General features: G+C 70.4%; 12 protein-coding genes. 10 read left to right on the top strand and 2 right to left on the bottom strand.

Features of this window, described 5'->3' with window-relative positions; all coding sequences use genetic code 11:
• The first annotated feature begins 6 nt into the window (after nt 1-6).
• The 8 genes from ruvC (at nt 7) to BLQ50_RS05610 (ending at nt 9,013) form a co-directional block, all read left to right on the top strand.
• Nucleotides 7-576, top strand: a complete 570-nt coding sequence (gene ruvC / locus BLQ50_RS05645) for a crossover junction endodeoxyribonuclease RuvC (protein WP_093181977.1) — start codon at nt 7-9, stop codon at nt 574-576.
• Between the two features lie 89 nt (nt 577-665).
• Nucleotides 666-1,292, top strand: a complete 627-nt coding sequence (ruvA, locus tag BLQ50_RS05640) for a Holliday junction branch migration protein RuvA (RefSeq protein ID WP_093181976.1) — start codon at nt 666-668, stop codon at nt 1,290-1,292.
• A 31-nt stretch (nt 1,293-1,323) separates the two neighbouring features.
• Nucleotides 1,324-2,373 carry a Holliday junction branch migration DNA helicase RuvB gene (gene ruvB / locus BLQ50_RS05635; protein ID WP_175559068.1) on the top strand — a complete coding sequence of 350 codons (1,050 nt, stop codon included), beginning with the start codon at nt 1,324-1,326 and terminating at the stop codon, nt 2,371-2,373.
• Nucleotides 2,374-2,477: 104 nt separating this feature from the next.
• Nucleotides 2,478-2,894 carry a preprotein translocase subunit YajC gene (gene yajC, locus BLQ50_RS05630; protein ID WP_093181974.1) on the top strand — a complete coding sequence of 139 codons (417 nt, stop codon included), beginning with the start codon at nt 2,478-2,480 and terminating at the stop codon, nt 2,892-2,894.
• Nucleotides 2,895-2,988: 94 nt separating this feature from the next.
• Complete coding sequence (secD, locus tag BLQ50_RS05625) at nt 2,989-4,929, top strand: protein translocase subunit SecD (RefSeq protein ID WP_093181972.1); 1,941 nt, start codon at nt 2,989-2,991, stop codon at nt 4,927-4,929.
• Complete coding sequence (gene secF / locus BLQ50_RS05620; RefSeq protein ID WP_093181970.1) at nt 4,929-6,032, top strand: protein translocase subunit SecF; 1,104 nt, start codon at nt 4,929-4,931, stop codon at nt 6,030-6,032. The genes secD and secF overlap by 1 nt, the downstream gene beginning before the upstream one ends.
• Nucleotides 6,029-6,592 carry an adenine phosphoribosyltransferase gene (locus BLQ50_RS05615; protein WP_245700924.1) on the top strand — a complete coding sequence of 188 codons (564 nt, stop codon included), beginning with the start codon at nt 6,029-6,031 and terminating at the stop codon, nt 6,590-6,592. The genes secF and BLQ50_RS05615 overlap by 4 nt, the downstream gene beginning before the upstream one ends.
• Nucleotides 6,593-6,637: 45 nt before the next feature.
• On the top strand, nt 6,638-9,013 hold the full coding sequence (locus tag BLQ50_RS05610; protein ID WP_245700923.1) for a RelA/SpoT family protein: 2,376 nt from the start codon (nt 6,638-6,640) through the stop codon (nt 9,011-9,013).
• Here the strand turns inward: BLQ50_RS05610 and BLQ50_RS05605 are convergent.
• Nucleotides 8,974-9,639, bottom strand: a complete 666-nt coding sequence (locus tag BLQ50_RS05605; protein ID WP_093181968.1) for a hypothetical protein — start codon at nt 9,637-9,639, stop codon at nt 8,974-8,976. The genes BLQ50_RS05610 and BLQ50_RS05605 overlap by 40 nt on opposite strands.
• 128 nt (nt 9,640-9,767) lie before the next feature.
• On the bottom strand, nt 9,768-11,327 hold the full coding sequence (locus tag BLQ50_RS05600; RefSeq protein WP_093181966.1) for a DUF349 domain-containing protein: 1,560 nt from the start codon (nt 11,325-11,327) through the stop codon (nt 9,768-9,770).
• A gap of 252 nt (nt 11,328-11,579) precedes the next feature.
• Here BLQ50_RS05600 and hisS point away from each other — a divergent pair, with 252 nt between their 5' ends.
• Both hisS and aspS read left to right on the top strand, forming a co-directional pair.
• Nucleotides 11,580-12,974: a histidine--tRNA ligase gene (hisS, locus tag BLQ50_RS05595; protein WP_093182570.1), complete on the top strand. Its 1,395-nt coding sequence runs from the start codon at nt 11,580-11,582 to the stop codon at nt 12,972-12,974.
• Between the two features lie 65 nt (nt 12,975-13,039).
• The gene (aspS, locus tag BLQ50_RS05590; RefSeq protein ID WP_093181964.1) at nt 13,040-14,848 is read left to right on the top strand and encodes an aspartate--tRNA ligase; all 1,809 of its coding nucleotides are present in this window, start codon (nt 13,040-13,042) and stop codon (nt 14,846-14,848) included.
• Nucleotides 14,849-14,910 lie beyond the last annotated feature (62 nt).

Genomic DNA, 14,910 nt, shown 5'->3' with positions numbered 1-14,910 from the left:
GGCTTGGTGCGAGTCCTTGGGGTTGACCCCGGGCTGACCCGCTGCGGGATCGGCGTCGTCGACTCCCTGCCGGGTCGGCGCGCCGAGCTCGTTGCGGTCGGCGTCGCCATGTCCCCGGCGGCGCTGTCCGTGGACCAGCGGCTTCTGCAGATCGCCACCGAGCTCGACACGTGGATGGACGCGCACGTCCCCGACGTCGTCGCGGTCGAGCGGGTCTTCGCCCAGCACAACGTGTCCACGGTGATGGGGACCGCGCAGGTGGCCGGGCTGGCGATGCTCGCTGCGGCGCGGCGCGGGGTGCCGGTCGCGATGCACACCCCGAGCGAGGTCAAGGCCGCGGTGACCGGGAGCGGTCGGGCGCCCAAGGAACAGGTGCAGCGGATGGTCGCCAACATCCTCGGCCTCGCCGAGGTGCCGCGCCCGGCCGACGCCGCGGACGCGCTCGCGATCGCGATCTGCCACCTGTGGCGCCCGTCGGCGATCATGGACAAGGCCGAGCGCTTCGCCCAGACGCCGGCTCAGCGCGCCTGGGCGGCGGCCGAGCAGGCGGCGCGTCGCGCGAAAGGTACGCGCTGAACCGTTGCTACGGTAAGACTCGTACAAGTGTTCGCAGATGATCTTCCAGAGCACGTCACAGAGTGCACGTCACAGAGAGTGAGTTGGCAGTGATCGCGTCCCTCAGCGGAACCGTGCAGGCCCTGCGGCTGGACAACGCCGTGCTCGAGGTCGCCGGGATCGGCTACCTCGTGCACGCCACCCCCGCCACCTTGGCTGCCCTGCGCGTGGGGTCCCCGGCCGTCCTCGCGACGTCGTTGGTCGTCCGCGAGGACTCCCTCACCCTCTACGGTTTCGCCGACGACGACGAGCGCCTGATCTTCGAGGGCGTGCAGTCCGTGAGCGGCGTCGGGCCGAGGATGGCCCTGGCCATCCTCGCGGTGCATACGCCCGACGGCGTGCGCCGCGCCCTCGTGGGCGGCGACGTCAAGGCTCTCACCAGGGTGCCCGGCATCGGGCTTAAGGGCGCCCAGCGGCTCATTCTGGAGCTGGGGGACAAGCTTGGCAAGCCGAGCTCGCAGGTCGCCGTGAACGGCGCCCCCGCAGCGCCCGCGGCCGACACGGACCTCAGCTGGCAGGTCGTCGAGGCCCTCGTGGGCCTCGGCTGGTCGGCCAAGGTAGCCGAGGACGCCGTCGCGACCGTGGTCGCCGACTCCGGCTCGGAGGGCGTGGATCTCGCCCAGGTCCCGATCATCCTGCGCGCGACCCTGCGGTCCCTCGGCGGTCCTCGTGGCTGACCACGTGGGCGAGCTCGACGAGCCGGACGAGCTGGACGCCTATGGCATCGAGCTCACTCCCGCACTCACCCCGGCGCGGACGAGCGGAGCCGACGAGCTCGAACGGGCCGCCGAGGCAGCGCTGCGCCCGCGCAGGCTCGACGAGTTCGTCGGGCAGCGAGTGGTCCGCGACCAGCTGTCCCTCGTGCTCGACGCGGCCCTGGGACGCGGGGCGCCGCCCGACCACGTGCTGCTCTCTGGTCCGCCGGGACTGGGCAAGACCACGCTGGCGATGATCATCGCGGCCGAGCTGGGTGCCTCCCTGCGCGTCACCTCCGGGCCAGCCATCCAGCACGCCGGCGACCTCGCGGCCGTGCTGTCCTCCCTCGAGGAGGGGGAGGTGCTCTTCATCGACGAGATCCACCGCCTGGCCCGCCCGGCCGAGGAGCTCCTCTACGTCGCGATGGAAGACTTCCGCGTCGACGTGATCGTCGGCAAGGGCGCCGGTGCCAGCGCGATACCGCTGAGCCTGCCGCGGTTCACGGTGGTCGGCGCCACGACCCGAGCCGGGCTGCTGCCCGCGCCGCTGCGCGACCGCTTCGGCTTCACCGGACACCTCGACTTCTACTCCGCGGCCGAGCTCGAACGGGTGCTCACCCGCTCGGCGGGCCTGCTCGGGACCGAGCTCGCCGGCGATGCCGCGAGCGAGATCGCCTCTCGTTCCCGGGGGACGCCCAGGATCGCCAACCGGTTGCTGCGCCGGGTGCGCGACTGGGCACAGGTCCGCGGGGACGGCCAGCTCGATCTGCGGGCCGCCCGCGCCGCGCTCCAGGTCTACGAGGTCGACGACCTCGGCCTGGACCGGTTGGACCGTGCGGTCCTCACCGCGCTGTGCGTCCGCTTCGCCGGTGGGCCCGTCGGGCTGACGACGCTCGCGGTCACCGTGGGGGAGGAGCCCGAGACGGTCGAGACCGTCGCCGAGCCGTACCTTGTCCGCGAAGGCCTCGTGGGCCGGACCCCGCGCGGGCGGGTCGCGACCCCGGCGGCCTGGCGCCATCTCGGCCTGACCCCGCCCGTAGACGGCGCCGTCCTCTTCTCCTGATCGAGCGGGCACGTTTCCGGGTTCTGAGACGTTAGTTACTTAGGCGCAAGTGCGCCTAGACTCCGGTAGTTCCCTACGCAGAACAGGAGACGTGATTCCACGTCATGGATATTGTCATCATCATCGTGCTTGCGGCCGGCGCGATGTACCTCATGTCACGCAACTCGCGGAAGAAGCAGAAGGAGGCCGTGTCCTTCCGGGACAACCTCCAGATCGGCCAAGAGGTCATGACCGGTTCCGGCTACTTCGGCACCATCGTGGCTGTCGACGATGATGCCATCACGCTCGAGTCGACCCCGGGGAACACCTCGCGCTGGCTGCGTGCGGCGATCGCCAAGCTCGTCGAGGCACCCGTCGCGGACACCGACGACGACGCCGAGGGTGACGTAGCCAGCTCGGCCGCCGCCGCCGCGCAGATCGACGCCGAGAACAAGCGGGCCTTCAACATCCCCGACGACATCTCGGGTCTGATCGACAAGCCCAGCTTCGAGAAGCCGAAGCCGGACGACTCCGACAAGTAGGCTCCGCCCTGACGGCCCCCTGTCCCGGCGGGTCACGGTCCCGCATCCGGGTCGCGAGAGCGATCCGGATGCGCGCACGAGAAGAGACACTCTGTTGGCTACCACCAACCGCAAAAAGTCGCGATCGAACCGGTCGCTCATCGGCCTCGGAATCATCATCGTCGCCATCTTCGGATCCATCTTCGCGGGGACACAGCTGTCCGACGCCGCCTGGACTCCCAAGCTTGCGCTCGACCTCGAGGGCGGTACGCAGATCATCCTGCGGCCCGTGACGCTGAACAACGAGAAGGTCACGTCCCAGGACATCGACCAGGCGATCGCGATCATCCGGCAACGAGTCGACTCCTCCGGCGTCTCCGAGGCAGAGATCACGAGCCAGGGCGGCACGAACATCGTCGTGGCACTGCCCGGCACCCCGAGCCAGGAGACCCTGGACCTCGTGCGCGAGTCGGCCCAGATGCAGTTCCGCCCGGTGCTGTACTTCGGCTCCGGTGCGGGAACCGACCCCATCGCGACCGCCGAGCCGACCACCGGCGCCGGCCCGACCGTGGATCCCACGCCGGCCCCGACCGATGCCGCGACGACGCCCCCCGTGGCGACGAACCCGTCCGACTTTGCCCAGGTGACCCCCGAGCTGCAGGCCGAGTTCGCCGCGCTCAACTGCGCCGACCCCGCCAACCTCACAGGCGGCGGCACGAAGGACCCGACGACGCCGATCGTGGCCTGCGCCGATGACGGGGCGATGAAGTACATTCTCGGCCCGATGGAGCTCGCCGGCTCGGACATCGCCAGCGCCAGCTCGGGTCTGCAGACCAACTCCCAGGGTGTGCAGCTCAGCACCTGGGCCGTGAGCATCAAGTTCACGGGCGAGGGCACCAAGAAGTTCGCCGAGACGACCACCCGGTTGTCCAAGCTCCCCTCGTACGAGATGTGGCTCGCCACCCAGCCGCCGACGCAGGCGCCCAACATGTTCGCGATGGTGCTCGACAACCTCGTGATCTCCGCCCCCGGGGTCGACCTGATCATCGCCGACGGTCGCGCCGAGATCACCGGGAACTTCACGCGTGAGAGCGCCACGAACCTTGCCAACCAGCTGAACTTCGGTGCCTTGCCGCTGACCTTCGAGGTTCAGAGCGAGTCCCAGATCTCCGCCACGCTCGGCAGCGAGCAGCTCGAGAAGGGCTTGCTCGCCGGCGTCATCGGTCTGCTCCTGGTGGTCCTCTACTCCCTCGTCCAGTACCGCGCGCTCGGGCTTGTGACGGTCGCGTCGCTGGGCATCGCGGGGCTCATCACCTACGGCGTGATCACCTTGCTGTCCTGGACGCAGGGGTACCGGCTCTCGCTGCCGGGAGTCGCCGGTCTGATCGTCGCGATCGGTATCACTGCGGACTCCTTCATCGTGTACTTCGAACGCATCCGAGACGAGCTGCGCGACGGCAGGTCGCTCACCTCGGCCGTGGACACAGGCTGGGACCGCGCGCGCCGCACCATCCTGGCCTCGGACGGCGTGAACTTCCTCGCCGCGATCGTGCTCTACTTCCTCGCCGTCGGCGGGGTGCGCGGATTCGCCTTCACGCTCGGCCTGACCACCATCGTCGACGTCCTCGTGGTATTCCTCTTCACCCACCCGATCATGAAGCTCCTCGCCAAGACGAAGTTCTTCGGCGACGGGCACCCGGCCTCGGGCCTCGACCCGCACCGCCTCGGTGCGACGAGCGTGCGCTACGGCGGACGCGGACGGGTTGTCCGCGTCGACGCGGAGCCCTCCGGGCAGGCGACCAAGGACGTGCAGTCAGCGGCGGGGACCAAGCCGGGCAAGGGCGCCAAGGAGCTCGTCGGCGCCTCGGCCCGCACGAGCGGCCCAGCGACCGACGGGGCCGCGAGCGGCATGACGATCGCCGAACGGCGCGCGGCACGCGCACTGGCCGAGAAGAAGTCCGAGAAGGACTCCGACTCCCCACACGATGACGCTGCACCCGACGACGACGCCGCTCCCGACGCGGCCTCTGACGAGAACAAGGACGGAAAGCTCTGATGGCTGTCGGATTCGCCCAGTGGGGCAACGACCTGCACACAGGTCGCAAGTCGTACAACATCGTCGGTCAGCGACGGAAGTTCTACCTCGTCTCGATCGTGCTCTCGGTGGTCTTCATCGTGCTGCTGTTCAAGCCGGGCTTCAACCTCGGCATCGAGTTCCGCGGCGGCTCCGAGTTCACCGTCTCCGGCGTGACGACCCAGAGCCAGCAGCTGGCCGAGGAGGCTGTGGCCTCGGTCGCACCCGACGAGGTTCCCCGCGTGTCCTCGGTCGGCAGCAACGCCGTCCGCGTCCAGACGGCCCAGCTCACCGCTGACCAGGTCACCGCGGTCCGCGACGCGCTGATGAAGTCCTTCGACGTCGGCGAGGACAAGGTCACAAGCTCCTTCGTGGGCCCGTCCTGGGGCAAGGACGTGTCGCAGAAGGCGATCACCGGCCTGGTGGTGTTCCTCATCCTCGTCGGCCTCGTGATGACCGCGTACTTCCGGGCCTGGCGGATGGCCGTGGCCGCGCTCATCGCGCTCTTCCACGACCTCATCATCACCGCGGGTGTCTACGCGCTGATCGGCTGGGAGGTCACCCCGGCCACGGTGATCGGCTTCCTGACCATCCTCGGATATTCCATCTACGACACCGTGGTGGTCTTCGACAAGGTCCGCGAGAACACCGACGGCGTGCTGGCCCAGACCCGCAGCACGTACGCGGAGCGGGCGAACCTGGCCGTCAACCAGACCCTGGTGCGCTCGATCAACACCTCGGTCGTGGCTCTGCTCCCGGTCGCCTCGATCCTCTTCATCGGGGCGTTCATCCTCGGTGCGGGCACTCTGCGGGACATCTCTCTGGCGCTGTTCGTCGGTATGGCCGTGGGCACGTACTCCTCGATCTTCCTCGCGACCCCGCTCGAGGTCACCCTGCGGTACCGCGAACCGGCGATCAAGGCGCATGCCACCAAGGTGCTGGCCGCGCGCGCCAAGGCGGCGTCCGGGGCGGTCGACGGCGAGAGCGTCGGTGAGACGAGCTCGCTCGCCTTCACCGGTGCCCTGAAGCCCGGCTCGCACCAGGGGAACGCGGCCCAGCCGCGCAAGCGCAAAGGAACGAAGTGAGTCTTGACGTGGCCCTTGCCCAGGCGCAGCTCGAGGGGGCAGGCATCGACCTGGCCTCGTTCATCCGCGACGTGCCGGACTACCCGAGCGCCGGCATCCTCTTCAAGGACATCACCGGTCTGCTCGTCGATCCGGCGGCCTTCGCCGCCGCGATCGAGGCGCTCGTCGCGTTCGTGCCGGCCGACGCCGATCTCATCTCCGGCATGGAGGCGCGCGGCTTCATCGTCGGCGCAGCCTTGGCTGGCCGCCTCGGCAAGGGGTTCGTCCCCATCCGCAAGGCTGGCAAGCTCCCGCCGCCGACCCGGCGCCTGACGTACTCGTTGGAGTACGGCGAGGCGTCGGTCGAGATCCGCGAGGGCACGGTCGAGGCCGGGGCCCGCGTCATGCTGATCGACGACGTGCTCGCGACGGGTGGCACGGCGGCCGCGGGCGCCGAGCTGCTCGAGCAGCTCGGTGCGGTCGTCGTCGGGCTGGGGTTTGTGCTCGAGCTCGAGGGGCTGGGCGGCCGAGAACGGCTGTCAGGTCGCACGGTGTGCTCGGTGCTCGCGGCGGCGTCGTAGAATCGCTTCCTTGGAGCAGCCCGCTCCCGAGGCCAGGAGGCGCGCATGAGTGACGACACTCGGACATCGGCCGCGTCGACCGAGCCTGCACCCGGGCTCGACGGCGCACCTCTGGACGGCGCGGCGGCCGACGACTCCCAGACAGCCGGTCCGCCCACCCCGCCGCTGGGCATCAGCTCGGCGAGCCGGGTCCGCTCCCGGCTGGTCCGTTTCGGTTCCCGGCACGCGGTGGGCACGCCCGCCCTCGAGCCGCTGCTGCGCGCGGTGCGGTCCAACCACCCCAAGGCCGATACGGCCATCATCGAGCGCGCCTACGTCACGGCCGAGAAGGCGCATCGCGGGCAGCTGCGCAAGAGCGGCGACCCGTACATCACGCACCCCGTCGCGGTCGCCACGATCCTGGCCGAGCTGGGCATGACCCCGCCGACCCTGGCCGCGGCCCTGCTGCACGACACGGTCGAGGACACCGACTACTCCCTCGCCCAGCTGCGCAGCGACTACGGTGACGAGATCGCCATGCTCGTGGACGGCGTCACCAAGCTCGACAAGGTGACCTACGGGGACGCGGCCCAGGCCGAGACCGTGCGCAAGATGGTCGTGGCCATGGCTCGCGACATCCGGGTGCTGGTCATCAAGCTGGCCGACCGCCTGCACAACGCCCGGACGTGGAAGTTCGTCCCGTCGAGCTCGGCCCAGCGCAAGGCGCGCGAGACCCTGGAGATCTACGCCCCGCTGGCTCACCGCCTCGGGATGAACACGATCAAGTGGGAGCTGGAGGACCTGTCCTTCCAGACCCTCTACCCCAAGGTCTACGACGAGATCGTGCACCTGGTCAGCGAGCGTGCGCCGGCGCGCGAGGAGTATCTCGCCGTGGTTCGCGAGCAGGTCTCGGCCGACCTTCGCTCGGCGAAGATCAAGGCCACCGTGACCGGGCGGCCCAAGCACTACTACTCGATCTACCAGAAGATGATCGTCCGCGGGCACGACTTCGCCGACATCTACGACCTGGTCGGCACCCGCGTCCTGGTGGACTCGGTGCGGGACTGCTACGCGGCGCTCGGCGCCCTGCATGCGCGATGGAACCCGGTCCCCGGCCGGTTCAAGGACTACATCGCCATGCCGAAGTTCAACATGTACCAGTCGTTGCACACAACGGTGATCGGCCCCGGCGGCAAGCCCGTCGAGATCCAGATCCGCACCCACGAGATGCATCGCCGGGCCGAGTACGGCGTCGCGGCGCACTGGAAGTACAAGGAAGCGGACAAGCCCGGTGAGGATGCCGGCGGCTCCGACATGCAGTGGCTGCGCCAGCTTGTCGACTGGCAGCGCGAGACCGCGGACCCGTCGGAGTTCCTCGACTCCCTGCGCTTCGAGATCAGCGGCGCCGAGGTCTACGTCTTCACCCCCAAGGGCGACGTCGTGGCCCTGCCGGCGGGATCCACCCCGGTCGACTTCGCCTACACGGTGCACACCGAGGTGGGGCACCGCACGATGGGCGCTCGGGTCAACGGGCGCCTCGTTCCCCTCGACTCGACCCTCGACAACGGTGACGTCGTCGACGTCCTCACGTCGAAGTCAGAGACGGCCGGTCCCAGCCGTGACTGGCTCAACTTCGTCAAGAGCCCCCGGGCCAAGAACAAGATCCGTCAGTGGTTCTCCAAGGAGCGCCGCGAGGAGGCCATCGAGCAGGGCAAGGACGCGATCGCGAAGGCGATGCGCAAGCAGAACCTGCCGATCCAGCGCATCCTCTCCCACGAGTCGATGGTCACGACCGCGCACGAGATGCGCTTCGCTGACGTGTCGGCGCTCTACGCGGCCATCGGAGAGGGACAGGTCTCTGCGGCCAACGTCATCCACCGCCTCGTGCAGTCCATGGGCGGGGAAGAGGGCAACGCCGAGGACCTCGCCGAGACAGCGCGCCCCGGGCACGCCCCACGCCGACCCCGCACGGGTGACCCCGGCGTCGTGGTCAAGGGCGTCGCGGACATCTGGGTCAAGCTGGCCAAGTGCTGCACCCCGGTCCCCGGGGACGAGATCGTCGGGTTCATCACCCGCGGTCAGGGCGTCAGCGTGCACCGTTCGGACTGCGCGAACTTCGAGGCGCTGAAGTCTCAGCCCGAGCGCATCGTCGAGGTCGAGTGGACGGTCGGCGGCAACGCCCTGTTCCTCGTCCAGATCCAGGTCGAGGCGCTCGACCGGTCCCGGCTGCTCTCGGATGTGACCCGGGTGCTCTCCGACCACCACGTGAACATCCTCTCGGCGACCGTGTCGACGTCGACGGACCGCGTCGCGCTGTCCCGCTTCGTCTTCGAGATGGCCGAGCCGGGTCACCTGGCCACGGTGCTCACCGCGGTGCGCAAGATCGAGGGCGTCTTCGATGTCTACCGGATCACCGGCTCGAAGGCAGACGCGAGGGCCTGACGTGCGGCACCGGTCGCTCGCCGCACGGCCAGCAGTCGGGTCCGCGCCGTCTCGGCACCGCGCCAGCTCGCGACCAGGTCCAGGCGGTGCAGTGCCTCGTCGACGTCCAGGCCCGCGGCCACCAGGTGCGTGAGGAGGGTCGCCGACTGCTCGTGGTCGGACCAGGTCGCGACGTCCATGGCGGTGCGGACGACGGTCGTGACCGGGATGGTGCGGGGGGCCTCGTCGGTGCCGGTGTCACCGGTGGCGAAGTTGTCTCTCTCCCACGTACGGACTGTCGCCTGGCAGATCTCCAGCCGGCGCATGTCCCGCGGGCGGTAGCCTCCGGGGGAGTAGAGCACGCAGACGCGCTTGGGCGGCCCGTACCCGGTGTGCACCCACGCCGCGCTCGCCCGGCCGACGACCACCCCGCGCGGCACGTCGGCCGCGATCGACCACGCCCGCAGCCGGGCGGTGATCGGCGTTCCCGGCACGACCGCGAAGCCCGGCCGGACCTCGACGATGTCACCGTCGCGCAGCGACGTCGCCCACGTCGTGGCGGACATGCGCAGGCCCTGCGGGGTGAAGGGCGCCCGCACGGTCGGCGGCAGGGCGAGCAGGTCGTGGAGGGTGCGTCCGGGGGCCATGACTCCACCGTGCCCGCACCAGGTGGGCGCTGGCTAGGGGGTTGGTGTCGCCTGTGGACCACGGAGGGCGGGTGCTCGTCCGTAGACGTGCCCCCGCCCTCAGCTCCGCCGTCAGCGTGCAAGCGGCATCAGCCGCGTGACTCCTCAGCGGCCTTGACGACCTGCTCGAGCCAGGCCCGGCGGGCGGCCAGGTCGGTCTCGATGTCCTTGACCTTGCGCTTGTTGCCAGCCGCCTCGGCCTTGGCCAGGTCGGCCTCGAGCCCGGTGATGGCGGACTCGAGCTGGGCAAGCATGCCCTCGGCGCGGGCGCGGGTCTCGGGGTTGGTCCGGGTCCACTTGGCCTGCTCGGAGTCGCGGACAGCCGTCTCGACGGCGCGCATGCGCGCCTCCATGCGCTGGACGTCGGCGCGCGGCACCTTGCCGGCGGACTCCCAGCGGTCCTGCAGGTTGCGCAGGGTCACCTTCGCCTGGGCGAGGTCGGTGACCGGCAGGAGCGCCTCGGCCTCGGCCAGGACGACCTCCTTGACGATGAGGTTCTCGGCGTACTCCGCGTCCGTCTCGGCGTTGGCGGCGTCACGGGCGGCGAAGAACGCGTCCTGGGCCCCGCGGAAGCGGCTCCACAGCGCGTCGTCGTCCTTGCGGTTGGCCCGGCCCGCGCCCTTCCACTCCGTCATGAGGTCGCGGTAGGCGCCTGCGGTGGCCCCCCATTCCGTGCTCGAGGCGAGGCGCTCGGCCTCGGCCACGAGTCCGGCCTTGGTGGCCTTCGCGCCGGTGTTCTGCTTCTCGAGCTCGGCGAAGAAGTGACGGCGTTCGCGATCGAAGGTGGTGCGGGCGTGGCTGAACCGCTTCCACAGCGCCTCTTCGCTCGGGCGGTCCAGGCGCGGCCCGGAGCGCTGGGCTTCCTTCCACGTGTCCAGCAGGATCCGCAGCTCCTCGCCGGCAGGCTTCCACTGGATCTTCGACGGGTCCGTCTCGGCCAGACGCTCGGCGGCGTCGACGATCGCGGTCCGGGCGGCCAGAGCGATCTCCTTGGCGGCGGCGCGCTCGGCCTCGAGCTCGGCGCGGCGGCCTGCGGCGATGGCCCGCAGGGCCTCGACACGGGTACGCAGGCCGTCGAGGTCACCCACGGCTGCCGGCTCGGCAACCTCGTCGGTGAGCTTGGCCAGGGTCGAGTCGATCTCCTTGGCAGTCAGCTCGGCGGTGCCCAGGCGTGCCTCGAAGAGGGCGACCTTGGACTGCAGGTCGAGGAAGCGGCGGACGTAGAGGCTGATGGCCTCGGCGGGTGTGACTCCGGGGAACTGGCCCACGGTGCGCTCACCGGCTGCCTCGGTGACGAAGACGGTGCCGTCGTCGTCCACGCGACCGAAGGCCAGGGCAGCCTGGGTCTGGGCGTTCTCGTCCGGGATGACGGCGGTGGTGGTCTCGTCCGCGGCGGGTGCGGCCTGCGCGGGCGCGGGGCGCGGCGTCGGACGCGGGGTGGGGCGCGGCGTCGGGCGAGGGGAGGGAGCGGGGGCCGCCTCGAGGGGAGCTGCCTCGACGGGTGCGGCGGGCTCTTCGGCCGCAGGTGCGGCGTCGGCCGCGGGAACCGGCGTGGGGGGCTGCGTCGAGGCGGGGGCCGCCTCGTGAGCGTCCGCTGTCACGACGCCGTCCTGTGCGGCGTCCGTAGCGTGGTCGGTGCTCTCGCTCACTGGGGCTCAACTCCTTGGATGATGACGACACGGGCGCCGGGGCGCGATCTGGTCGTCAGCGACTGCTTGGGGATACCCAAGCCGGTGATCTGCTGCTCGCATGTGGCGCAGGCGCGGAGGCCCCTGCGTCGACGAGTTCCCCACAGTCTAGGGAAGACTTGGCCGCCGTGCTGACGTGTCCGCGCGGCGCGGCGTGACGGGATATGCACGGGCGGCGACGGGAGGCCGGCGGATCTGGGAGAATCTGTGATCATGGCCCGCCCCACACCCCTCTCAGGTTTCCCCGAATGGCTCCCAGCCGACCGCATCGTCGAGACGCACATCCTCGATTCCGTGCGCCGCACCTTCGAGCTCCATGGCTTCACCGGCATCGAGACGCGCGCCGTCGAGCCGCTCGACCAGCTGCTGCGCAAGGGAGAGACCTCCAAGGAGGTCTACGTGCTCCGCCGGCTGCAGGCCGAGGAGGAGACCAACGTCTCCGCCGCGGACAAGGCGGGCTTGGGCCTGCACTTCGACCTCACAGTGCCCTTCGCCCGGTACGTGCTCGAGAACGCCGGGCACCTGGCCTTTCCGTTCAAGCGCTACCAGATCCAGAAGGTCTGGCGCGGGGAACGCCCCCAGGACGGCCGCTTCCGTGAGTTCACCCAGGCGGACATCGACGTCGTCGGCGCGGGCGAGCTGCCCTACCACTTCGAGGTCGAGGTGCCCCTGGTCATGGCGGCGGCCCTCGCCGAGCTCCAGGCGATCGGCGTGCCGGAAGTCCGGATCCTCGTGAACAACCGCAAGGTCGCCGAGGGCTTCTACCGGGGGCTGGGTCTGGACGCGGTCGACGACGTGCTGCGGATCATCGACAAGCTTGACAAGGTCGGACCGGTCAAGGTGGCCGCGGCCCTCGTCGCCGAGGTCGGCGCGACCTCCGACCAGGCCGATGCCTGCCTCGAGCTGGCCTCGATCTCCGGTGCGGACGCGTCTGTCATCGACCGCGTCCGGGCCCTGGCCGCCACCCGTGCGATCACCTCCGCACTGCTGGACGAGGGCCTCGCCGAGCTCGGCGCCCTCATGGAGGCCGCCGCCGTCCGTGCCCCCGGCGTGGTCCACGCAGACCTCAAGATCGCCCGCGGCCTCGACTACTACACCGGCTCGGTCTACGAGACGGTGCTCGTGGGCCACGAGGAGCTCGGCTCGATCTGCTCGGGCGGGCGCTACGACACCCTCGCCTCCGACGGCGCGAACACCTACCCCGGCGTCGGGCTGTCCATCGGCATCTCCCGCCTCGTCTCGCGCCTGCTGAGCGCCGGCCTGGTCAAGGCGAGCCGCTCGGTGCCCAGCGCCGTCGTCGTCGCGGTCACCGCGGAGGAGACCCGCCCGGCGTCCGACGCCGTCGCGACCGCGCTGCGGGCCCGCGGGATCCCCGTGGAGGTCGCCCCGAGCGCGGCGAAGTTCGGCAAGCAGATCAAGTACGCCGACAAGCGCGGCGTGCCCTTCGTCTGGTTCCCGGCCGGGCTGAACGCCGACGGCGAGCCGGTCGCCCACCAGGTCAAGGACATCCGCACGGGCGCGCAGGCCGAGGCGGACCCCGCGGCCTGGGAGCCGCCGGCCGCCGACTGGTGGCCGAGCGTTGCGCGGGTCCAGCAGCCAACCGACTAGACTTGACCTCTGCTTCTCCGTCCGGGTGACCGGACACCAAAACCCCACGTCTGAAGGGCTTCTTCGTGCTACGCACTCACACTGCCGGATCGCTGCGGGCCGAGCACATCGGCCAGACCGTCACCCTGACCGGGTGGGTCGACCGTCGTCGTGATCACGGAGGCGTGGCCTTCATCGATCTGCGTGACGCGAGCGGCATCGCGCAGGTTGTCATCCGCGACGAAGCCGTGGCGCACCCGCTGCGCAGCGAGTACGTGCTGCAGGTGACCGGCACCGTGTCCCAGCGGCCCGACGGCAACGCGAACGCGAACCTGGCCACCGGGCAGATCGAGGTCGTGGCGACCGAGGTCGTCGTCCTCAACGAGTCCGCGCCGCTGCCCTTCCAGGTGTCCACGGCCCTGGAGGGCACCGAGACGATCGGCGAAGAGGCGCGCCTCAAGCACCGCTACCTCGACCTGCGTCGCCCGGCGCCCGCCCGCGCACTGCGCCTGCGCGCCAAGGCCAACGCTGCCGCGCGCAGCGTGCTCGACGCCCAGGACTTCGTCGAGATCGAGACGCCGACCCTGACCCGGTCCACCCCCGAGGGGGCCCGCGACTTCCTCGTCCCCGCGCGCCTCGCCCCGGGCTCCTGGTACGCGCTGCCGCAGTCCCCGCAGCTGTTCAAGCAGCTGCTCATGGTGGCCGGCATGGAGCGCTACTACCAGATCGCCCGCTGCTACCGCGACGAGGACTTCCGCGCGGACCGTCAGCCGGAGTTCACCCAGCTCGACGTCGAGATGAGCTTCGTCGAGCAGGACGACGTGATCGCCCTCGGCGAGCGGATCCTCGTCGCGCTGTGGGACCTCATCGGCTACCAGGTCCCGACGCCGATCGCGCGCATCACCTTCAAGGACGCGATGGAGCGCTACGGCTCCGACAAGCCCGACCTCCGTTTCGACCTCGAGCTGGTCGAGCTCACCGAGTACTTCAAGGAGACCCCGTTCCGGGTGTTCCAGGCGCCCTACGTCGGTGCCGTCGTCATGCCGGGCGGGGCAGCCACGCCGCGTCGTGGCTTCGACGCCTGGCAGGAGTGGGCCAAGCAGCGCGGGGCCAAGGGCCTGGCGTATGTCACCTTCACCGAGGACGGCGAGCTCGCCGGCCCGGTCGCCAAGAACCTGTCCGACGCCGAGCGCGAGGGCCTGGCTGCGGCCACCGGTGCCAAGCCCGGTGACGCCGTGTTCTTCGCCGCGGACAAGCCGGCTGCGGCACGGGCGCTGCTCGGCGCCGCGCGCCTGGAGATCGGCAAGAAGGCCGGCCTGATCAACGAGGACGAATGGTCCTTCGTGTGGGTCGTCGACGCGCCGCTGTTCAAGCCCACGGGCGAGGACGACGACGTCGCGGTCGGCGAGGGCGCCTGGACCGCGGTCCACCACGCCTTCACGTCGCCCACCCCCGAGTGGATCGACACCTTCGAGTCCGACCCGGGCGAGGCACTGGCCTACGCCTACGACATCGTCTGCAACGGCAACGAGATCGGTGGCGGGTCGATCCGTATCCACCGCCGCGACGTGCAGGAGCGGGTGTTCGCGATGATGGGGATCGGTGAGGAAGAGGCGCAGGAGAAGTTCGGCTTCCTGCTGGACGCCTTCGCCTTCGGCGCCCCGCCGCACGGCGGAATCGCCTTCGGCTGGGACCGCATCCTCGCCCTGCTCACCGGCTCCGAGTCGATCCGCGACGTCATCGCGTTCCCGAAGTCCGGCGGCGGCTACGACCCGCTCACCCAGGCGCCCGGGCCGATCACCGCGCAGCAGCGCAAGGAGGCCGGCGTGGATGCGAAGGCCAAGGCCCCGGAAGGCGAGGTGAAGCCCGCCGCCGAGGTGACCGCCGCTCCGTGATCCCGGCGGTATGACCTGAGGTGCCACGAGCCCTCCCCGAGCCGATGCTCAGGGAGGGCTCG

Source organism: Sanguibacter gelidistatuariae, assembly GCF_900096585.1.
In the GTDB taxonomy this organism is placed as follows: domain Bacteria; phylum Actinomycetota; class Actinomycetes; order Actinomycetales; family Cellulomonadaceae; genus Sanguibacter; species Sanguibacter gelidistatuariae.
Note: the sequence above shows the minus strand (reverse complement) of the source record. Positions and strands in the feature narration are given on the sequence as shown.